The sequence below is a fragment of the Nannocystis pusilla genome (assembly GCF_026626665.1).
Lineage (GTDB): Bacteria > Myxococcota_A > Polyangia > Nannocystales > Nannocystaceae > Nannocystis > Nannocystis pusilla.
In genome coordinates this window covers 11,761,043-11,780,399 of record NZ_JAPNKE010000002.1, presented here as the reverse complement: position 1 = coordinate 11,780,399, position 19,357 = coordinate 11,761,043, and the positions used below count along the sequence as shown (strand labels likewise).

The window sequence follows — 19,357 nt, the reverse complement described above, 5'->3', positions numbered from 1 at the left end:
CGGCTCCTGGCCCGCCTCTGGCGGCTTTCATCGGTCGCGCGGAGACGCGCAGGCCGGCCATGATAGGATTCACACATGTCGGAAACGCCGTGCCGACCGCCGTGATTGCGGGGTCGCCCGGCGCCGACACCGATGATTGGCGAGTCTCGCCGTACACCCTGCACATTCCCAGTCGACAATGCGCAGCCGACGCCGGTGAAGCGCGGACCCCGGGCACCCGGACGCCGTGCGCGACCGTCGGGGTTCGCCGCGCCGGGCCGGCGATCGCCCGCGCCGGCGCCTCGATGCAGACCGCGGCGCCGACTCGGCGAATGCACTCATGGATCCCCGTACACCCGCGCGCGAAACTTCGGAGCCACACCCGACAGTCCAATCGACACAGCGCGCGGTTCGACGAGCACGACCTCGAGTGCGTGATCCGAGGTGAGCAGACAGCGACATTCACGCCTGTTCAGCCGCGCGCTGGGGTCCCAAGACCTCAAGCTATCTCGCATGCCCGGGGGCAAATGTATCCTCCCTGGATCGGCGGCGTGTGTTCAAGTCGGGTGAAGCCGATGCCTGAGAACGCCGAGATCGCCCGCCTACAGGCGGAGAACGCTGCTCTTCGCCGCCGGATCGCCGAGCAGGACGAAGACCTCGACCGCCTGGAGCGCCTGCTCCAGACCACGATCGATCACGTCGACTCGGTGATCTACCTACGGGACGAGACCGGCATCTTCACCCATATCAACAACACGTACGAGCAGTTGACGCATCTGTCGCGCGAGGCCGTGCTCGGCCGCCGCGATTCGGACGTGTTCCCGAGGTCTACGAGGCCTTTCGGGTCGCCGATCGGGAGGTCGTCGAGAACCTCACGACCTTCACGCAGGACAAGCTCCTGCCGCAGGAGGACGGGCTGCACTTCTTTCGCTCGTACAAGTTCCCGGTGCTCGACGCCGCCGGCCGGCTGATCGCGCAGGGCGGGATCTCGACCGACCTGACGCAGCAGCGGCGCGCCGAGGAGCGGCTGCGGGCGACCGATCGATCCTGCAGGCGATCGTCGAGAACGCGCCGCTGGCGATCCTCGCCACCGACGCCAGCAACAAGTACGTCCTGGTCAGCCACGAGGCCGCGCGCCAGGTCGGGCGCACGCCGACCGACGTGCTCGGCAAGCGGGTCCCGGAGGTCCTGCCGCCGGGCGCGGCCGAGGCGATGCAGGACACCACGGCGCAGGTGTTCCGCAGCGGCAAGACGCTGGTGCTCGAGCAGACCGTGCCGTGGGAGGGCAGCACCAAGATGTTCCTCACCCACATGTTCCCGATCCGCAACGACGCCGGCGAGATCGAGGCGGTGGGCACGGTCGCCACCGACGTCACCGACATGCGCCGGGCCGAGAGCGAGCACCTCCGCCTGCAGGAGGAGGTCATCCGGGCCCAGCGTTCGGCGCTGCTCGAGCTGTCGACCCCGATCATTCCGATCGCCGACGGCGTGCTCGCCGTGCCGCTGATCGGCGCCATCGACCACGAGCGCAATCAGCAGATCGCCGGCGCGGTGCTCGAGCGGATCACCGCGACCCGGGCGGCGGCGGTCATCCTCGACCTCACCGGCGTGCGGGAGATCGAGCCCGAGATCGTCGACGCGTTGATGCAGACGGTCCGGGCCATGCGCATGCTCGGCGCCGAGGCGGTGCTGACCGGCATCTCGCCCGAGGTCGCCAAGACGCTGGCCGACCTCGACGCGCCGCTGCGCCAGCTCACCGTCCGTCAGACCTTACAGCACGGGATCGGCCACGCGCTCACGCGGATCCGCGAGCGCAAGACAGGCAACCGCCGCGCGGCGGCAGGGGGTATGGACAATGAGCAGCGTCATTCCTGCGGAGATTCCCGTCATCGACATCGGCCCCTTCGGCGACGGCGACGCCGCCGGCGCGGCCGAGGTCGCCGCGGCGTTCGACCGCGCCTGTCGTGACCTCGGGTTCGTGGTGGTCGTCGGCCACGGCGTCCCGCAGGACGTGATCGACGCGGCGCACCGCAGCTCGCGCGCCTTCTTCGACCTCGACCTGGCCGCGCGCGAGCGCTACGCCGCCCGCCCGGCGGCTTCGTCGGCTACCGCGGCCTGGGCGCGGAGGGCCTGTCCTATTCGCTCGACCAGGAGACGGTGCCCGACTTCAAGAGACGTACACCGTCGGCCGCATCGACCGCGGCGACGAGCCCTACTTCACCTCGCAGCTCGGTCGCATGTACATGCCCGACCCGACCTGGCCGGCCGAGGTGCCCGAGTTCGCGGCCGCCTGGACCGAGTTCTACCGCCAACTGGACCGCGTCGCCTGGCGACTCATGCGCGTGTTCGCCACCGCGCTGGCGCTCCCGCGCGAGTTCTTCGACGACAAGGTCGACCGCAACATCAGCTGCCTGCGCGCCCTCGATACCCGCACCAGTCGACCCCGGCGCAGCCCGGCCAGCTCCGCGCCGGCGCCCACACCGACTACGGCAGCCTCACGCTGCTCAGCATGACGGACGCCCCCGGCGGCCTCGAGGTCCAGCGCCAGGACGGCACCTGGGCGGCCGTGCGCGTGCCCACCGACGCGTTCGTGATGAACGTCGGCGACCTCATGGCCCAGTGGACCAATGACCGCTGGCGCTCGACCATGCACCGCGTCACCAATCCGCCGCCCGACACCAATGGCGACACTCGCCGGCAATCGCTGGTGTTCTTTCATCAGCCCAATTACGACGCCGAGGTCATCCCCCTGGCGAGCTGCTGCGGCCCCGACAACCCGCCGAAGTACGCCCGCACCACCTCCGGCGAGCACCTGTTCATGAAGATGACCAAGGCCAAGAACCTCAACGTGTGACCCGCCGCGCCGCGGCGAGCTCCTCACCGGAACTCAGCGCGACCACCGACCCGTCGGCTCCGCGCACGCGCAGCGGTCGAGGCGGCCGAGGCGTGACGCCCGGTCATTTGCGCGGCGAACCTGCCGCGCGGCTCAGGGGCCGCCGTCTGGCGTGACCACGGGCTTCTTGCGATCTTCGCACGATGCGGCTTCGATTTCTCTTGGCTCTCTCCGGCATTGGTTTATGCGCCTGTTCGCCGGCGTCTCCGCAGACCAGCGAGACGCTCGGCAGCACCTCGAGCGCGCCCGGCACCGACGGCACCGGCGATTCGCCGGGCCAGACTTCGGTGGTCTCGTCCGCGGGTACCGACGCGCCGACCACCGGCCTCGACCCGACCGGGGCTCCCGGGACCTCGACGCAATCCGCCACGACCTCGGCCGCCACGAGCGACGGGACCACCGGCGAGACCGAGACGGGCGCGCCGGACACGACGACCACCGGCGAGACCACCGGCGAGACCACCGACCCCGGCGGCTCCACCACGAGCGAGACCACCGGCCCGGAGACGACCGGCGGCACGGGCGGCGGACCCTGCGAGGTCGACGCCGACTGCAAGCTGCACACCGACTGCTGCTCCTGCTACGCCATCCCCGTGAGCCAGGACGACCCGGACTGCGACGCGCGGTGCGGCAAGACCCAGTGCGAGAAGATCGGCATCGAGGAGGCGAGGTGCGTGTTCGGCCAGTGCGTGACCGAGAAGGTCTCCTGCGACGGCGTCGTCGCCTGCGACGTGCCCCCGCCGGAGTGCCCGCCCGGGGCCCTGCCGGGTCCGACTCCATCTCGTTGTGTTGGACCGGCGCCTGCGTGCCCCCGGCCTCGTGCTGGACGGTGCCCGCGTGCGACCTGTGCCCCGATTCGTTCATTTGCATCAATCGCCCCACCATCTTCGGCGACAGCTATCGTTGCGAGCCGCGGCCCGCGTCGTGCGGCGACGAGGTCGACTGCGAATGCGCCGGGGCGGCCTGTGATGACCGGAACGAGGTGTGCGCGGGCGGCGGAAACGGCGACGTCGACCTCGTCTGCGACTGCCCGAACTGCTGAGGCTGCGCGCTCGCGCCGGCCCGGCTGCGTTCGGCGTCATCCCGAACACGCCGAGGCCCAGCCGCGCCATCGTCCCGGCCAGCGCCTCCTCGCCGTCGACGCAGCGGGTACGCGAAAACCGGCCCAGCGCCTCGCGGCTCGGCGAACAGCGCTTGCTCGAGCAAGGGCGCCGCCGCGTCGACCAGCGCCGTCGTCGGTTGCTGTGGACATTCCCCTCGAAGACTCCCCATCGCTCCGTCACGGCGCCGCGCCGTGCCCCGCCAGCCACTCGGTCGCGCGGCGCAGCTCCGTCTCGCGCGCCTTGCCGCGCCAGCCGGCGAGCGCCGCGTCGACCAGCCGCCGTGCCTCCGCCGGCACCTCGGGCGCCGCGCCCGTGAGCGCCCGGGCGCGGGCGAAGCGGGCGCGCAAGGCCGGCAGGTGGTCGGGCTCGGCGACCGCCTCGTAGGCGGACAGCGCCGCCCCGGAGAACTCGGCCGCCTCCTCGAAGCGCCCGCGGGCCAGCGACAGCTCGGCGAGCACCACGTTCGCCCGGGCGAGGATCAGGTTGTTCGGCGGGGTGAGCCGCTCGGGATCGGCGCGCGCGCCTTGCAGGTCGCTCTCGGCCTCGTCGAGGCGCCCGAGCTTCAGCCGGATCTCGGCGAGGGTCACCGCGGTCGGGGCGGCCTCGATCGGGCGGTCCGCGGCCACCAGCGCCGCGCGCCGCTGCTCGAGCGGCCCCAGGGCCTCGGCCGACCGCCCGAGCGCGTCGAGGCCCCGGCCGTACGCAGACAGCAGCCACTGGTACTTGGAGTCGCTCGCCTGCGGCGGCGCGGGGAGCCGCGCCAGCGCGCGTTCGTACTCGCGCTGCATCGCCTCGGCGTCGCCCAGCAGCGCGAACAGGCGCACGCGCTCGCACAGCACCACGTCGACCTGCATCGACGTCTCGGGCGCCTCTGCCAGCGCGCGGTCGAGGTGCGCCTGCGCGGCCGGCAGCAGGCCCTCGTCGAGCTCCACCAGCGCCATCCCGTGGAGGATCATGCTGCGCACGTAGGCGTTGTCGAGGCCGTCGAAGCGCTGCTCGAGCGACCGCATCCCGGCCAGGGCCTGGCGCGGCCGGCCGAGGCGCCACTGGCTGTCGGCGAGCATCCACGCGTAGCGCAAGTGGGTGGCGTGGCGCGGCCCGAGCAGCCCCTCGAGACCGCGACCGCGCGGCCGTACAGCGCCGCCATGTCCTCGTCGCGGTTCTGCGCCCGCGCCAGCCAGCCGAGGTTGGCCAGCGTCTCCAGGCCCTTGAGGGACTCGCCGCGGCCGTGCTCCTCGCGCAGCGCGACCGCCCGCTCCCAGGAGTCGCGCGTCGCCTCGAGGTCGCCGCTGACCGCGGTCACGGTGCCCATGTTGTTGAGGAACTCGGCGTACAGGTCGACGTCGGCCTCGACGCGGTGGTTGAGCGCGGTCGCCAGCGGCATGTCGGCGCGCCCGTCCTGCGGGCGGTTCAGCGGGATGGCCCGCAGGTAGGCCAGCTTCGAGCTGGCCTGGGCCGCCACCGCCGCGTGCCCTGAGCCGAGCGCCGCCAGCAGCGCCTCGTCGAAGGCGGCCTCGGCCGGGACGTGACGGCCGGCCTCCATCGCCAGGCTGCCGCGGTGCAGCAGCGCCTCCGCGCGCAGCGGCGCGTAGGCCAACGCCGATCTGTCCTTCAGGACATCCTCGACCAGCGCCTCGCCGAGCGCGTACTGCCCGGCGTCCTCGCGGGCCTGGGCGCGCGCGAGGGTCTCGCGGTGGGCCTGCACCGCGAGGCGCAGGTGCGGGTCCTCGGGCGGCGGGATGTCGGCGACGAGCGCCTCCACCTCGGCGCAGCGGGACAGCGGCGGCAGCGCGGCGGCGGCCTGCACCGCCGCGCCGAGCCCGGCCGCCTCGACCTCCGTCAGCGCGACCACCAGCGCGTCGAGCCCGGCGCGGCGCCGATCGAGGCACGCGGTGCGCAGGTCGAACAGCTGCGACGACTGGCGCGCCTCGTCGTGGGCCACGCAGGCCTCGTTGCGCATCTCGACCCAGGACGCCGCGTAGCGGTCGATCCGCGGCAGCACCCCGGCCAGCGCGTCCTCGGCCGCCGGCGTGCCGATCGCTTTCAACGCGTCGTGGACCGCGGCCGCCCGCGTCGCGTCCCACACGCCCGCGAGCTCGGCCTGCGCGTCGGGGCAGCGCTGCACCGCGGGCTCGCGCGCCGCCGCGAAGAACGCCGCGGTCGCGGTCACCACCGCCGTCAGCCCGAGCGCCGCCACGCGGCGCCGGGTGGCTCCAGGGTCGTGCTCGAGCTCGGCGAGCAGCGCCGTCATCGACGGGAAGCGCTCCTCCGGCGCGCTCGCCAGGCCGCGGCGGAGCGCGCGGAACACCCGCGCCGGCACCGGCGTGCCCGCGGGCGGCGGCGCGACCTCGCCGCGCCGCAGATCGGCGAGCAGCGTCGCCAGCGACGTCGTGTCGAACGGCGGCTGCTTGTAGAGGCATTGATACAGCGACACGCAAGCTGAACTGGTCGCTGGCCGCGGTCGACGGCTCGCCGCGGTGGGCCTCGGGCGACATGTACGCGGGCGTCCCGAGCACCACCCCGGTGCGCGTCAGCGGGGTCAGGTGCGAGTCGGCCTGGTTCACGTGACGCGGCAGGTCGACGGCCGCTGGCGCGGCGTCGTCGGCCGCGCGCGCGAGGCCGAAGTCCAGCACCTTGACCGCGCCGTCGTCGCTCACCATCACGTTGGCCGGCTTGAAGTCGCGGTGCACGAGACCCGCGCGATGGGCCGCCTCGAGCCCGCGGCCGGCGCGGACGAACGTCGCCACGATCGCGCGCCACGGCCGGTCCTCCTGCGCCCACGCGTCGAGGGTCGTGCCGCGCACGAACTCCATGGCGACGAACACCTGGCCGTCGTCCTGGCCGACCTCGTGGACCGTGACGATGTGGGGGTGCTGCAGGCGGGCCATCGCCTGGGCCTCGCGCATCAATCGGCCGCGCGACAGCGCCAGGTCGCGCACCGCCTCGCCGAGCAGCACCTTGACCGCGACCTTGCGATCGAGGAGGTCGTCGTAGGCCGCGTAGACCACCCCCATCCCGCCGCGACCGACGAGGCTCAGGATCTGGAAGCGCCCGATCTGCACCGGCGTCGTCCGGCGCGGGAACAGGGCCCGCTTGACCAGCTGCTTGTCGATCGGGTCGTCGCTCGCCGGCGGCCCCGCCAGCGCCCGCGGGAGGGTGTCGCTCTCGCCGACGGCGGGCTCCGGCGTGGACTTACCCCCGGCCTCTTCCGTGTCCGCGTCTGTCTCGAGGGAGGCCATCGCAACGATCGACCGCGACAGTGTGGCTGATCTTGATGGCCACGTGGCGCCCGGCCCGTCGTCGCCGACGCTCGATCAGGTCACGCGCGACGGGGATGGCGGCCGCGCATCGGACCTCGCGCACGCCCGCGGTCCGCGCCGGACGACTGCCATGAGAAGCTCGCCGATGCGACGGCGAAGACGCGGCGCAGGGGCGGCTTGCCGCGGTTTTCGGCGAGGCGAGAAAACTTTCGCGCGGGGGCCAATTGAACGCCCGGCGGCGGTCACCTGCCGGGTGTAGTTCGGGCACTACCATGAACAAGCTGAAGAACTCCTGCTTCCTCCTGGCCTCCACCCTCACCCTCGCCGTCGGCTGCGACGAGCCGCGCGCGGGCGAGTTCGACGACTTCGACGACTTCGGCGTCGGCACCGCTTTCCGTTGTGAAGGCTCCGACTGCCCCCCGCCGGTGCTGGGCAACACCTCGTTGATCGGCGACCACCCGATGTCGAACCTCAAGGAGGCGCTCAACGTCGACGCCGCCAACTACTCCGCGGAGATCCGGATCACCGGCGGCACCGGGCTTCACGACGCAATCCCGCGGGCGATCACCGAGATCGACGTCAAGGAAGACGGCCAGCTCAAGCTCAAGCTCGGCACGTTCGGCTGGATCGACGGCGAATGGGTCGAGGGCGCGGTGTTCAACCTCCTCGTCACGCCGCACGACCCGAGCGAGCCGGCGTTCACCGGCCGATTGAAGATCCAGGACGCCGAGTGCGAGCCGGGCCAGTACCGGCCCGAGATGACCATGTGCCGCTACACGTTCGTCACCGACGTCGAGCCTTACGACGACGAGCTCTATCCGGAGACGACGAAGGGCTCCGGGTGGTACCACACGTGCCCCGACAACGACGAGGGCGGCACTCTCGGCGCGGCGTACCGCTTCAGCTCGGTCCTGAACCACGAGGTCTCGCTCGGCTACACCGCGGTCGGCGGCCCGACGATCGACCTCGCCCCGGGCACCTTCATCAACGGCTGCATCAACGGCGCGGTGTCGAAGGGCCAGTACCGGCTCAACGTCTTCTACGAGCCCGGCATGTACCGCGGCCTCCAGGCCAGCCAGCGCACGGCGATGTTGCGCATGTGGATGGCCTGGCACGACAACAAGCCGCAAACCGAGCCCGGCAACCTGATCTCCCCGCACGACCCGATCGGCGGCCTGTTCACCTGGACCGCCGATCCGGCCTGGCAGATCGAGGGCGCCTACACGGCGACCGGCGCCAGCTGCCGCGGCGGCGCGCTCGCCACCGGCGTCCACCGCGAGTACCTCAACCCGGTGACGAACCTGTCCGGCTGGTCCGCCCTGCCCCACTGCAACACCGCGACCAAGGTCGCCGAGTTCGGCGTGCTCGGGGTCAAGGTCCACAACTGATCCAGGTCGCCGCTCCTGCGAGCCGCCTGGGCCGACTCGATACGACGATGCGCGGCGAACCGGCCTTCCCGGCTCGCCGCGCATCCTCGCGATCGCGCGACGGCCCTCGCATCCATGTTGCGATGCGAGGGCGCATCCTCTCGACCGAGCGGTCCTCCTCGCCTCCTCGTTGCGATGCGGGCGCCCGGATCGCACGGCTCGTCGCCTCGGAGCGCTCCGCGAGCTCGCCGCGCGCCGGGCGACCCCGCGCTCCGCTCCGTGGTAGCGTCGGCCCATGGTGCGTCCTGAAGACGCGGACGAGCTCGGCCCCGAAGGGGGCGGCGCGGCCGCGTCATGCTGCACCGTTTCAGCGGGTGAGAGTCCCGCCCGGGTAAGCGCCGGAGCGCCCGGAAGCAGACCCCAGGTCCGAGGAGAGATCCTCGAGGCCCGAGCAGGGTGTCGAAAGCCTGTCCCTTGCGACAGGGAGCGGAGCTGCGGGCCGCAACGCGTAGTGAACGCCGAGCAAGCCTCGTCAGATCATCAGCCGAGAGTGTTCGGGAGGGCCGAGCCCGTCATGTCAGGGCGAAGGCGACGGACAGCGTGTCGGTTCCGGAATGTGCGCTGGACCTCCCCGGGGTAGTGGCGGCGGCACGTAGTGAAGGAACGGTGCGGAACAGGAGAGACCCTCCCTGGCGACCTACGTCGGGTAAAGCGGCCGGTATAAGCGCAGAGCGTGAAATCCTGTCGTGCCAGGAGGGAGTCCGAGGGGTCGTAGTACCTGCGAAGCGGCGGACAACGCCGTGGAGGGAAGGACCCCTGCTTCGGTCGCGCTTGACGCTGAGGGTAAGTGCGAGGGCATGGCCTGCAGGCCCAACGACCCCAAAGAGAAAGTACGAGAACTTCAGCGCAAGCTTGGGGAGTGTGCCAAGTCGAGCAAGACACGGCGCTTCCACGCGCTGTACGACCGGATCCACAGGGATGACGTCCTGTGGGAAGCGTGGAAGTGTGTGCGGAGGAACCGCGGGGCGGCCGGCGTCGATGGGGTGACCATCGAGGCGATCGAGCAGACGGGGGTCACGAAGTGGCTCGGCGAGCTCGCGGCCGACCTGCGTGAGGGACGCTACCGACCGCAGCCGGTGCGGCGGCAGTACATCCCGAAGGCGGACGGGGGGCAGCGACCGCTCGGGATCCCGACGGTACGGGATCGAGTGGTGCAGGCGGCGACGAAGATCGTGCTGGAACCGATCTTCGAGGCGGACTTCCTGGCGTGCAGCCACGGCTTCCGTCCGGAGAGGAGCGCGCAGCAGGCCATGGAGGTCGTCCGCGAGGCCGGCAACCAGAGCCACGTCTTCATCGTCGACGCGGACATCCAGGGCTTCTTCGACAACATCGACCAGAATATCTTGATCGAGTTGGTGAAGGAGCGTGTGTCGGATCGGCGGGTGCTGAAGCTGATCCGTCAGTGGCTCGAAGCAGGTGTGATGGAGGACTGGAAGACCCGCGAGACGATCGCGGGGACGCCCCAGGGCGGCGTGATCTCGCCGCTGCTGGCCAACATCTATCTGCACGCCTTCGACCGCGCGTGGGAGGCCGAGGGCTCGCACCTCGGGCTGCTCGTGCGCTACGCCGACGACTTCGTGCTCATGTGTCGCAGGGAGTCCACGGCGAAGGCGGCGCTGCAGAAGGCGCGAGAATCCTCGCGCGACTGCGGCTCGAGCTGCACCCGGACAAGACGCGCCTGGTGGACATGCGGTACGGCCGTGGGAGCTTCGACTTCCTCGGCTGCACCTTCCGCAAGCGGCGCAGCATCCAGCGCCTACCGAAGTACCACTTCATGCAGCGGTGGCCCTCGCCGCGCGCCATGAAGCGTGTCCGCGAGAAAGTCCACGCGCTGACCTCCGTGCAGCGCAACCGGGCCAAGGACGTGAAGGAGATCATGGCGTCCCTCAACCCGGTGCTGCGCGGGTGGGGCAACTACTTCAAGACCGGTAACGCCGACAAGAAATTCACCCAGGTCGACCACTACGTGCGCGAGAGAGTCGTGCGCTGGCTGTGGCGACGCGGTGGACAGCGGTCGCGTTTCTGGCCGAACAAGTGGCCCGCAGAACGCCTCTACGAGATGGGCCTCCACAGGCTCCGCACGACCGTGCGCTACCCGGCGCATGCCACTCCTCCAAGACCGTCGGTAAGCCGTGTGCGGGAAAACCGCACGCACGGTTTGACAGGGGGGTCCTGGGCAACCTCGGGGCGGTGCACCGCCCAGAAAGTCATAGGATCTACCAATGCTCGCTCGCCGGCTCGCCCTCGCCTGCGCGCTCGTCGGCGCCTGCACCCCGCTTCAACCTGTCTCCGAGGACATCTCGGAGCCGCCCCCGGGCGACTTGCAACCTGTCCCGAAGGACATGGACCACACGGGCCGCATGCTGCAGCTCGCCGCCGTGTCCGACGAGGCGCTCGCGGTCCGCCCGCTGGCCGACGGCAGCGTCGCCGTGTACGGCCGCGGCGTGCTCGCGCTGGCGCTCGGCGACGCCCCGCTGCACAGCGCGAGCGAGTGGCGGCGCGGCTGGCCGAACGCGTGGGTGACGGCCGTGGGCGGCCGCTGGCCCGACCACGCCTTCGTCAGCGCCGTGGTCAGCTTCACGCGCACCGGCATGACGTACGTGGTGAAGCGCTGGCGCGACCGCCGGTGGGTCGACGCGCCGCTCGCCGGCGCCCCGCCGATGCTCGCGTACTACAGCGACTTCGCGGTCGCGCAGGACGGCGCGCTGCTCGGCCTGCGCGGACGCGTCGACGATCCGATGCTCGGCGGCGACCTCGCCGCGGCGCAGCAGACGTCGATCGACCGCCTCGACGACGGCCCCCGCCGCCCTGGCCGGAGGCGCCGAAGGACTCGTCGCCGATCGGCTGCTCACCTTCGCCGATGGGTCGGTGATCGTGGTCGGCATCGCGTCCGCGTTCACGCCCTCGATCCACCGCTGGTCGCCCGGAGCCCGCGAGTGGACCGCCTTGCCGCCCCCGCCGGAGCGCGGCCTCCAGGTCGCGGCCTTCGTGGTCGGCCGCGACCCCGCAGGGCTGTACGCGTACCGTTGCGTGATCGCCGGCCAACCTGCCCTCGATCACATGTCCCAGGGGACATGGCAGCCGTTCCCCCAGCCGGAAGGCGGCTGCATCACCTCGCTGGCCGAGGCGCCCGACGGGACGCTGTGGCTCGTCAACGATCGCGGCCTGCACCGCCGCCCCCAGGGCTCGGCCCCCTGGGAGGCGGTCCCCCTCGCGCCGGTCGACGCCCCCGGCAAGCCGGTCGCCGCCCTGCCCGGCGCCCCGCAGCCGCCGCCCCCGGGGCCCGAGCCGCTGGTGCCGCAACAGGTGCTGGCGCTCGACCGCGGCGAGCTCTGGGTGGTCGCCACGATCCCGGACCCCAAGCAGGAGCGATCGCGCTGGGCGGTGCTGACGACCCGCACCGTGATCGCCCCGCTGCACTTGCCCAACCTATCCGAAAGGACAGGTCTTTGAAAGCCACGCGCCGCGGCGACGAGCCTGGGACGCATCACGAGACGCACCGCGGGTCGCCCAGGTCGCCCCATTCACGGCTCCTCGCTCCGGCCGCCGAGCGCTCGATGCTCGCGCCGCTCGCCTCGGTCCTCTGTCCGAACGGACATCTCATCGCCCCGGCTGCTCCGCCATCGCGAATCACCACCCGGTCTCGCATCTCGCGTGCGACCCCCTCCCGCCTCCACGACACTTCTCTCCGAAGAGACCATCGCCGCATGTGGAACTCCGCTCGCCGCCGACTCGTCGGGTACATCCCCGCCCCGGACGCCTCGCCCGAGCTCGTCGCGCGGCTGGCCCGGCAGCCCGCCGACGAGTTGCTCGATCTCGTCTGCGATCCGCGCGAGACCTGGTGGCGGCGCCGGCCGTGCGCCCTCGCCCTCCGCGGCCGCGTCCCGCCTGCGGGCGTGCCCCGCCTGATCGCCCGGGTCCGCGACGTGAAGGACGTCGCCGAGGTGCGCCGCGCGATCCTCGAGGCCCTCGGCGACGCCGAGCTCGGCCCGCACGCCGGCGAGCTGCTCGAGTGGTTGCGCGCCGCTCGCAGTCCGAGGTCGGTCACGACATGTCGCCGGCGATCTTGCTCGCCCGCGCGCGCCTGCGCGACGCCTCGGCCGCGCCGCAGCTCGCGGGGCTCGCCGCCGATCCATGGACGCACCGGCGGCTCGCCGGCGAGGCCGCCGTCGACGTCTTGATCGCCGCGGCCGGCCTCGACGCAGCGCTCGCCGCGCTCGAGGCCGCCGACCTGCCCGCCCTCGCCTTCGCCGCCGAAACGTGGGAGCGCCGGCTGCTCGGCGTGCGCCTGCTCGAAGGTCAGGTGGCGACATTGTCCCCGCCCTCGCCGACGCCGACGTCATCGTCGCCCGCCAGGCGCATCTGCTGCTCATCGGCTCGTCGCTCGCCGACGCGGTCTTGTGGGAAGTCGTCGCCGCGCACGGCCCCGCCGCGACCGCCTGGACCGGCGACGAGTGCCCGCGCGGTCCGGCCGGCGCGTGCCTGTGGGCGCTGTGCGTCCTCCACGGCCGCGGCCGCGACATCGGCGACGCCTGGCGCTCGCTCGGCGGCCCCCGCGTGCCGCTGCCCGGCGTGCCCGAGGACGTGCGCCGGGCCATCGCCACCGCGTACGCCCCTGGCCAGCGGCAGACCGATCCGCGCTGGCTGCTCGAGGCCGCCGTCCTCCCGTTCGTCGCGCCGGACGAGCCCACCTTGCTCGCGCAGGCCCACGCCGCCCTCGCAGCCGCCGGCCTCGCGCCCCGGCCCCCGCGCTCCGCCGGCGAAATACACAATCAAGGCGAGGGCACCTATTACCACATCGACTTCGATGGGGGCAGCGTCTCGATCAGCGCGCTCGGGCCGTTCGCCTGGTTCGACGACGACGACCGCCGCGCTCGCAACGCCCTGGTCGCGGCCGGCTTCTACGTCATCGATCCCCCGCTCGGCGGCTACGAGGTCACCGGCCTCCACGTCTACTTCTTCGGCCGCCGCGACCCGCTGTGCGTCCACGACCTGCTGTTCTACTGGCAGGATTGAGGCGCTCGCGTTCACGCTCGAATCGAGCGCCGTGGGCCCGGCGGCTCGCCATTTCGCGGCCGGCCGGGCGACCTCCGATCGAGCGCGTGAAATCAGCGCAGGACCGGCAGGCCTTTCGCCACTCGCTCGCGCAGCTTCGTGTTGTCGAGCTCGATCTCCTCGTCCGCCTCGCCGCGCAGGACCTCGTCGACCAGGACCTCGCGCAGGTTCTTCGGCACCAGCGCCTGCACCCGAGCCTTGAGGGCAGCGGGCACGCGATACTCCGCCCCGTAGCCGACGACCGCCTTCGCCTCGAGGTTGCCGCGGATGTTGAAATGATGGTTCTCGGGGTGGAACAGCGGCGTCACGACGTCCCTGCCGATCGTCGCCCCGTAGTCGTTGTAAAAACCGACCAGCGCCTCGGTCGCCGTGAGCGTGCCCGCGACGCCCAGGGTGCCGGTCGTGATCACCCGCCTGGCCGTCATGTCGCCGAGGACGAACACCCCGCACGCCGGATCGTCCGTGTCCTCGTAGAGCCCCTCGACGCGCAGCGAGCCGCGGACCACGAGGCCCATCAGGCCGTGCTTGAACGTGTCGAGATCGCCGTCGACGTGGAGATCGCCGTCCACCACCACGATGTCGTAGACCGCGCCGTCGACCATGTCGTCCTCGAACAGCGGCGCCGCGTCGGCGAAGCCCTCGGTCAGCGCGCGGATCTCCTCGATCGTGACTTCTTCGGCCTGCCAGGATCGTCCGAGCTTCGGCTTCTGCGTGTCGGTCATCAATGCTCCTCGCGCGGCATCCTACGCGATCGAGCGCCGCCCCACGAGTCGCCTCGCCCACCCGCGCGAGCGCGAGGCGACCTGCTGTTGTGATCTCCCCGCGGCGCCCGGCGACGTTCCTTCGCCGCTCGTCGCAGCGATCCGCGATCACTGCTGCGGCGCCGGCCCGACGTAGCGGGACGCCGGGCGGATCAGCCGGCCCGTCGCGGTTTGCTCGAGCACGTGGGCGCACCAGCCGGCGACGCGGCCGGCGGCGAACGTCGGCGAGAACGCGGCGCGATCGAGGCCGACCGCGTCGAGCAGCACCGCCGTGTAGAACTCGACGTTCGCGGCCAGCGGGCGGTCGGGGTACTTCGCCTTCAGGGCGCCCTCCGCCGCGCGCTCGACCGCGCGGGCCAGCGCCAGCCGGCCGTTCGACACCCCTGCTCGCTCGAGCCGGGCCAGCGCCGCCTCGAGAACCGCCGCTCGCGGATCGCGGACCCGGTAGATCCGGTGGCCCATCCCCATGATTCTGCGGCCTGCCGCCAGCTCCGCCTCGATCCACCCCGCCGCGCCGGCCGGCTCGCCGATCGCGTCGAGCATGTCGAGCACCGGCCCCGGCGCCGCCGTGGAGCGGCCCCTTCAGCGCCCCGATCGCCGCCACGATCGCCGACACCGCGTCCGAGCCGGTCGACGCCACCACGCGCGCGGCGAACGTCGACGCGTTCATCCCGTGATCCGCCACCGTCACCAGATAGGCCTCCAGGGCCGCCACGCGGGCCGGGTCGGGCGCCTCGCCGGTGAGCATGCGCAGGGTATCGGCGGCGTGGGGCAGCGCCGGGTCGGGCGCGAGCGGCTGCCCGCCCGCGCGCACGCGGGCCCACGCCGCGGCGTACACCGCCACCGCGCCGGTGAGGTTCGCCGGCGCGTCGAAGCCGTCGTCGGCGCTCAGCCGGGCCATCGCCGCCCGCAGCGCGTCCATGCCGTCGGCGAAGCGCCCCAGCTCGTCGGCGTTCAGCCGCGCGAACGCCCGCGCCCGGCCCTCGGCCAGCGCCTGGCGGGTCGCCTCGGCCGCCGCGGCCTGCGGCAGCGCGCCGGTCCACAGCAGCTCCGCGAGCGCCTCGAAGGAGACCCGGCCGGCCAGGCGCTCGATGTCGTGGCCGGCCACGATCAGCCGTCCGCGCTCGCCGTCGACCTCGCTGAGCCGCGTGTCCGCCACCACCACGCCGTCCAGACCGCTCCTCGTCACCGTCGTATCCATGCGTTCCTCCTGGCCAGGAGCTTGGGCCGGCGGACAACGTTGATCAACGTTGATTCGACAATCCATCATTCGCTTGATATCACCACAGTGACACCATGACCGCAGGCCGCGACGCGCACGACGAGGACGCCGTCTTCTTGAGCGGCAAGGACGCCGCCGCGCTGCTCGGCGTCAAGCGGGCCACCCTCTACGCCTACGCCAGCCGCGGCCTCGTGCGCAGCGAGCCGGGCGGCCCCGGGCGCGAGCGCCGGTACAGCCGCGAGGACCTCGAGCGGCTCAAGGCCCGCAGCGACGCCCGCTCGGGCCACGGCCCGGTGGCCGCCGGCGCGCTGCGCTGGGGCGAGCCGGTGCTCGAGTCGGCGCTGACGGCGATCGACGCCGCCGGTCCGCGCTACCGCGGGCGCCCTGCCGTCGAGCTGGCGGCGGCGAGCACGTTCGAGGCGGTCGCCGAGCTGCTGTGGTCGGGCGCGCTGCCCGAGCAGGCCCCGCGGTGGCCCGGCCCCGGCCTCGGCCTGCGCCTCCCCTCGCTCACCGCCTTGCTGCCCGACGGCGCCCCGCCGCTCGTGGCCCTCGCGCTCGCCGTGCCGGCCCTCGGCGCCGCCGACCCCGACCGCTACAACCCCGCCCCCGGCCCCGAGCTCGTCCGCGCCCGCGCCCTGCTCGTGCGCATGGCGGCGCTGGCCGGGGCGGGCCTCGCCATCGACCAGGTCCGCCCCGCGCTCGCCGAGCCCGACGTCGCCGGCGCCCTGCTGGTCTCGCTCGGCGCCCCCGCCGGCCCGCGCGCACGCCGGGTGATGGACCGCGCCCTGGTCCTCTCCGCCGACCACGAGCTCAACGCCTCCGCCTTCGCGGTGCGCGTCGCCGCCTCCGCCGGCGCCGACCTGTACGCCTGCGTCAGCGCCGGCCTGGCCACCCTGTCCGGCCCGCGCCACGGCGGCATGGCCGATCGGGTCGAGGCGCTCGTCACCGAGGTCGGCAAGCCCGAGCACGCGCGCGCGGTCGTGCAGGAGCGAGCCCGCCGCGGCGAGGAGGTCCCGGGCTTCGGCCACCCGCTCTACCCCGAGGGCGACCCGCGTGCGGCCGCCATGCTGGCCGCCGCCGCCGAGCACGCCCCGCGCAACCCGAAGGTCCGCACGCTGCTGGCGATCGTCGCCGCCATGCGCGACGCCGGCCGCGACCCGGCCAACTTCGACGTCGGCCTGGTGGCCCTCGGCGCCGCGCTCGGCCTGCCCCCGCGCACCACCGTCGCCATCTTCGCCGTCGGCCGCGCCGCCGGCTGGGTGGCCCACGCCTTCGAACAACGCGCCGCCGGCTTCCTCCTGCGCCCGCGCGCCCGCTACGTCGGCCCGTAACATGCGACAGCGAGCGTCACACGGCGCGCCCGCTCGCTGAGCTCGGCGGCCTCGCGGGCCGTCGCCGCGCGCCGGCGCGCCAACCGGCACGAGCACCGGTTCCTGTGGTTCAAGTGGAGCACCTACGACGTCAAGCTGTTCCGCAGCGCGCAGAAGGGCGTGCTCAACGAGGACGTGTACCGCCAGGTCCGGGCCGAGGTGATCGAGAAGCTCGGCGACAACGCGCGGAAGTTACGGAAGCCTGGTCGTGTCGATGCGGAAGAGCCGTGCGTAAGGGAACTGCGTCATCTCCGAATCGATGCGCAGGCGCAGCGCGAGGGCGAGGTCGCTGCCGAAGGCCTCGAGCACGACCGGGCCGACGGGGCGACCGGGGAACCCGGTGAACGCGCCTTGCGCGGGGTCAGGGAGCGGCAAGGCGAGGACCTCGGCCGGCGCGTCGCCGTCGAGCGGGACGCGGGCGAGGTGCAGCACGTCGACGGTGTCGCCGCTGTCGCCGATCGCCTGGCAGAGGAGGGAGCCCTCGAAGTCCACCAACTCGTAGTGGACGTCGATGTCGCGGTTGGTGACGATCCACGCGAGCCAGCCGACGCCGTCGGCCGAGCGGGCGAACGCGAAGGCGTTGGCGACCATGCCGGCGCCGCCGTCATGGCACGGACCCGGACACACGGCGTCGGGGTCGTCGACCTCGACACTGGGGCAGGCGTCGACGAGGCCCTGGGTGCCCGGGATCGCAACTGCCGCGGGATCGGGCCACCACGCGACCTCGAGCTCGTCGCCGAGCTGCAGCGCGGCGGCGACGGTCGAGCCCCGCGGCGCTCGCGGCCTGGTAGTAAAAAGTACCGACCGGCAAGCTCGAGCCGAGCTCGACGGTCTGGTCGCCGACGAGCGCCTGCAGCTGTTGCTCGGACACCGCGACGGCGATCTCGTCGTCGTCCGGGCCCAGCACGAACTGAGGCGCCGAACCGGGGACGGCGAGGGTGTGGGTCGTCCAAGTGCCGCCGTCGAGCACGGCCGCGCTGTAGTCCTCGGCGTCGAAGAACACGTGCGGGCGGCCCTGGCTGTCGACCTTCACGTCGACGAGGAATTCTTCGGCGCCGGGGACGAGCGTGTCGGTCCACGCCCCGTCGATGCGCGTGAGGTAGTGCAGCCCGCCCTCCCAGTTCGGGCCCTGGGCGTCGACGCCGATGTGCGGCGCGCCGTCGGGCCCTGCGTCATCAAAAAGGTCCTGTCCATGTAGCCGTCGATCACGCCGGTGATCGGCTCGGCGCCGTCGACGTCGGCGCGGAACAGCTGCGCGGAGAGAAGTATCTGCCAGCCACGTACCACGTCCCGTCGGAGGCCGGCGCGACGCCGACGCCGCGGGACGCGAAGTCGTGGTCGTTGCACCGGATCTCGAGGTCGACCGTGATCGCGCAATCGGGGGCGCGGCAGACAGCGACGTGATCGCCCTGGACGACGGCGCAGGAGCCGGGTTCGCCGGTGGTCGTGTCCGCCTCGGTCGTGCCACCGGTGGTGGCGTCGGTCGTCGTCGTGCCGTCGTCGGTCGTCGTCGGCGGCGTCTCGGTCGTGCTCGGCGGCGTCTCGGTCGTCGGCTCGCCGGTCGGAGCCTCGCCGCTGCTCCCGGTCGAGCCAGCGGCGGACGGGCCGCAGGCGGCCAGCGTGGCGAGGGATAAAACCACCACTTGGTCATGCGTGGACATTCCGCGAGCCTAACCGGATCGTCGCGGGCACGAACGGAGCGCATCGCGGGAGAGCGGCTTAAATCTGTCGTGAAGGCGCTTAATTGTTCGTGATGCGGCTTAAGTGGCCGCACGGAGGCCGACGTCGCCGCGGGCAAGAACGTCTCCTCTCGTCATTCGGCCGGGACCATGATCAGGGCGACGCGCGGGACTTCCACCACCCGAAGTTGACGGCTGCCTGGGCCACTGGCTCGATGATCTCCCACCCCTCGGCGATGAGCCCGTCCTCGAACCGCCAGATGTCGACGACCGCGATCCCCGGACCGGCGCCGGGAAGCCGGCGCTTCGAGTACATCACGACGTGGTCGCCTGCGGCCAGCATGTGCCGGATCTCGACCTGCATCTCGGCCATCGGCACCGGTCGCGCCGCGGCGAGCCACTCCGCCCGGGTCCGTGAGGTCGAGTCCGGCCGGTGGTGGACGAAGTCCGCTTTCAGCAGCGGTTCGAGCGTGTCGATGTCGCCGGTCTCGATCAGCTTCGCCAGCGCCCGTTCGACGATGTCCTTGTTTTCCATGGTCATGGACGCAGTGTTTCCGCGGCCGCGACGGTTGTCGATGAACTCCGATTTCATGGCGCTCCGCTCCAGG

19 protein-coding genes and 6 pseudogenes are annotated in these 19,357 nt (G+C 72.5%); 14 read left to right on the top strand and 11 right to left on the bottom strand.

The features are described 5' to 3' along the window. Positions 1-59 precede the first annotated feature (59 nt). From OV079_RS60320 to OV079_RS52365, 6 genes and pseudogenes are all read left to right on the top strand, one after another. Positions 60-791, top strand: a pseudogene (locus OV079_RS60320) (PAS domain-containing protein); the annotation flags it as partial. 68 nt (positions 792-859) lie between these two features. Continuing rightward, positions 860-934, top strand: a pseudogene (locus tag OV079_RS60315) (hypothetical protein); the annotation flags it as partial. Positions 935-1,023: 89 nt separating this feature from the next. Next, entirely contained in the window at positions 1,024-1,947 is a 924-nt protein-coding gene (locus OV079_RS52375; protein WP_338089166.1) for a PAS domain-containing protein, read from the top strand. Continuing rightward, a pseudogene (locus OV079_RS60310) lies at positions 1,919-2,011 on the top strand (2-oxoglutarate and iron-dependent oxygenase domain-containing protein); the annotation flags it as partial. The gene OV079_RS52375 and the pseudogene OV079_RS60310, both read left to right, overlap by 29 nt. A gap of 211 nt (positions 2,012-2,222) precedes the next feature. Next, positions 2,223-2,492, top strand: coding sequence for a hypothetical protein (locus OV079_RS52370; RefSeq protein WP_267778909.1), 270 nt, complete (start codon positions 2,223-2,225; stop codon positions 2,490-2,492). Beyond that, entirely contained in the window at positions 2,387-2,833 is a 447-nt protein-coding gene (locus OV079_RS52365) for a 2OG-Fe(II) oxygenase family protein (RefSeq protein WP_267778849.1), read from the top strand. The genes OV079_RS52370 and OV079_RS52365 overlap by 106 nt, the downstream gene beginning before the upstream one ends. Positions 2,834-2,936: 103 nt before the next feature. Here the strand turns inward: OV079_RS52365 and OV079_RS52360 are convergent, their stop codons facing one another. Beyond that, positions 2,937-3,392: a hypothetical protein gene (locus OV079_RS52360; protein WP_267778180.1), complete on the bottom strand. Its 456-nt coding sequence runs from the start codon at positions 3,390-3,392 to the stop codon at positions 2,937-2,939. A gap of 285 nt (positions 3,393-3,677) precedes the next feature. Here OV079_RS52360 and OV079_RS52355 point away from each other — a divergent pair, with 285 nt between their 5' ends. After that, positions 3,678-3,914, top strand: a complete 237-nt coding sequence (locus OV079_RS52355; protein WP_267778178.1) for a hypothetical protein — start codon at positions 3,678-3,680, stop codon at positions 3,912-3,914. A 237-nt stretch (positions 3,915-4,151) separates the two neighbouring features. On the opposite strand, the gene OV079_RS52350 is transcribed toward OV079_RS52355, so the two are convergent. The 3 genes and pseudogenes from OV079_RS52350 to OV079_RS60305 form a co-directional block, all read right to left on the bottom strand. Continuing rightward, entirely contained in the window at positions 4,152-4,985 is an 834-nt protein-coding gene (locus OV079_RS52350) for a tetratricopeptide repeat protein (protein WP_267778177.1), read from the bottom strand. After that, positions 4,928-6,409, bottom strand: coding sequence for a tetratricopeptide repeat-containing protein kinase family protein (locus OV079_RS52345; protein ID WP_267778176.1), 1,482 nt, complete (start codon positions 6,407-6,409; stop codon positions 4,928-4,930). The genes OV079_RS52350 and OV079_RS52345 overlap by 58 nt, the downstream gene beginning before the upstream one ends. 49 nt (positions 6,410-6,458) lie before the next feature. Then, positions 6,459-6,989: pseudogene (locus OV079_RS60305) on the bottom strand (serine/threonine-protein kinase); the annotation flags it as partial. Between the two features lie 518 nt (positions 6,990-7,507). Here OV079_RS60305 and OV079_RS52335 point away from each other — a divergent pair. The 3 genes and pseudogenes from OV079_RS52335 to OV079_RS60300 form a co-directional block, all read left to right on the top strand. After that, a complete protein-coding gene (locus OV079_RS52335) occupies positions 7,508-8,623 on the top strand; it encodes an ADYC domain-containing protein (RefSeq protein WP_267778173.1) in 1,116 nt (371 codons plus the stop codon). An 836-nt stretch (positions 8,624-9,459) separates the two neighbouring features. After that, positions 9,460-10,467 (top strand): group II intron reverse transcriptase/maturase, encoded by a 1,008-nt coding sequence (ltrA, locus tag OV079_RS52330; protein ID WP_267778171.1) that lies wholly within the window; start codon positions 9,460-9,462, stop codon positions 10,465-10,467. Continuing rightward, positions 10,350-10,628: pseudogene (locus tag OV079_RS60300) on the top strand (group II intron maturase-specific domain-containing protein); the annotation flags it as partial. The gene ltrA and the pseudogene OV079_RS60300, both read left to right, overlap by 118 nt. A 312-nt stretch (positions 10,629-10,940) precedes the next feature. Here OV079_RS60300 and OV079_RS52325 read toward each other — a convergent pair. Continuing rightward, entirely contained in the window at positions 10,941-11,249 is a 309-nt protein-coding gene (locus OV079_RS52325) for a hypothetical protein (protein WP_267778170.1), read from the bottom strand. A 281-nt stretch (positions 11,250-11,530) separates the two neighbouring features. Here OV079_RS52325 and OV079_RS52320 point away from each other — a divergent pair, with 281 nt between their 5' ends. The 3 genes from OV079_RS52320 (at position 11,531) to OV079_RS52310 (ending at position 13,678) form a co-directional block, all read left to right on the top strand. Further along, the gene (locus tag OV079_RS52320; protein WP_267778169.1) at positions 11,531-12,115 is read left to right on the top strand and encodes a hypothetical protein; all 585 of its coding nucleotides are present in this window, start codon (positions 11,531-11,533) and stop codon (positions 12,113-12,115) included. A 254-nt stretch (positions 12,116-12,369) separates the two neighbouring features. Further along, positions 12,370-12,843, top strand: a complete 474-nt coding sequence (locus OV079_RS52315; protein WP_267778168.1) for a hypothetical protein — start codon at positions 12,370-12,372, stop codon at positions 12,841-12,843. Between the two features lie 79 nt (positions 12,844-12,922). Next, entirely contained in the window at positions 12,923-13,678 is a 756-nt protein-coding gene (locus OV079_RS52310; protein WP_267778167.1) for a hypothetical protein, read from the top strand. A gap of 92 nt (positions 13,679-13,770) precedes the next feature. Here OV079_RS52310 and OV079_RS52305 read toward each other — a convergent pair whose 3' ends face one another. Both OV079_RS52305 and OV079_RS52300 read right to left on the bottom strand, forming a co-directional pair. Beyond that, a complete protein-coding gene (locus OV079_RS52305) occupies positions 13,771-14,439 on the bottom strand; it encodes a hypothetical protein (protein WP_267778165.1) in 669 nt (222 codons plus the stop codon). A gap of 147 nt (positions 14,440-14,586) precedes the next feature. Then, positions 14,587-15,679, bottom strand: a pseudogene (locus OV079_RS52300) (citrate synthase). 95 nt (positions 15,680-15,774) lie between these two features. Here OV079_RS52300 and OV079_RS52295 point away from each other — a divergent pair. Continuing rightward, positions 15,775-17,031, top strand: a complete 1,257-nt coding sequence (locus OV079_RS52295; RefSeq protein WP_267778164.1) for a citrate synthase family protein — start codon at positions 15,775-15,777, stop codon at positions 17,029-17,031. 231 nt (positions 17,032-17,262) lie between these two features. Here the strand turns inward: OV079_RS52295 and OV079_RS52290 are convergent, their stop codons facing one another. The 4 genes from OV079_RS52290 to OV079_RS52275 all read right to left on the bottom strand — a co-directional run bounded on the left by OV079_RS52290 (position 17,263) and on the right by OV079_RS52275 (position 19,341). Beyond that, the gene (locus OV079_RS52290) at positions 17,263-17,661 is read right to left on the bottom strand and encodes a hypothetical protein (RefSeq protein ID WP_267778163.1); all 399 of its coding nucleotides are present in this window, start codon (positions 17,659-17,661) and stop codon (positions 17,263-17,265) included. Between the two features lie 13 nt (positions 17,662-17,674). Continuing rightward, positions 17,675-18,103 (bottom strand): hypothetical protein, encoded by a 429-nt coding sequence (locus tag OV079_RS52285; protein ID WP_267778162.1) that lies wholly within the window; start codon positions 18,101-18,103, stop codon positions 17,675-17,677. Between the two features lie 172 nt (positions 18,104-18,275). Continuing rightward, complete coding sequence (locus tag OV079_RS52280; protein ID WP_267778160.1) at positions 18,276-18,731, bottom strand: hypothetical protein; 456 nt, start codon at positions 18,729-18,731, stop codon at positions 18,276-18,278. A 172-nt stretch (positions 18,732-18,903) separates the two neighbouring features. Then, positions 18,904-19,341 (bottom strand): nuclear transport factor 2 family protein, encoded by a 438-nt coding sequence (locus tag OV079_RS52275; protein WP_267778158.1) that lies wholly within the window; start codon positions 19,339-19,341, stop codon positions 18,904-18,906. Between the last annotated feature and the right edge of the window lie 16 nt (positions 19,342-19,357).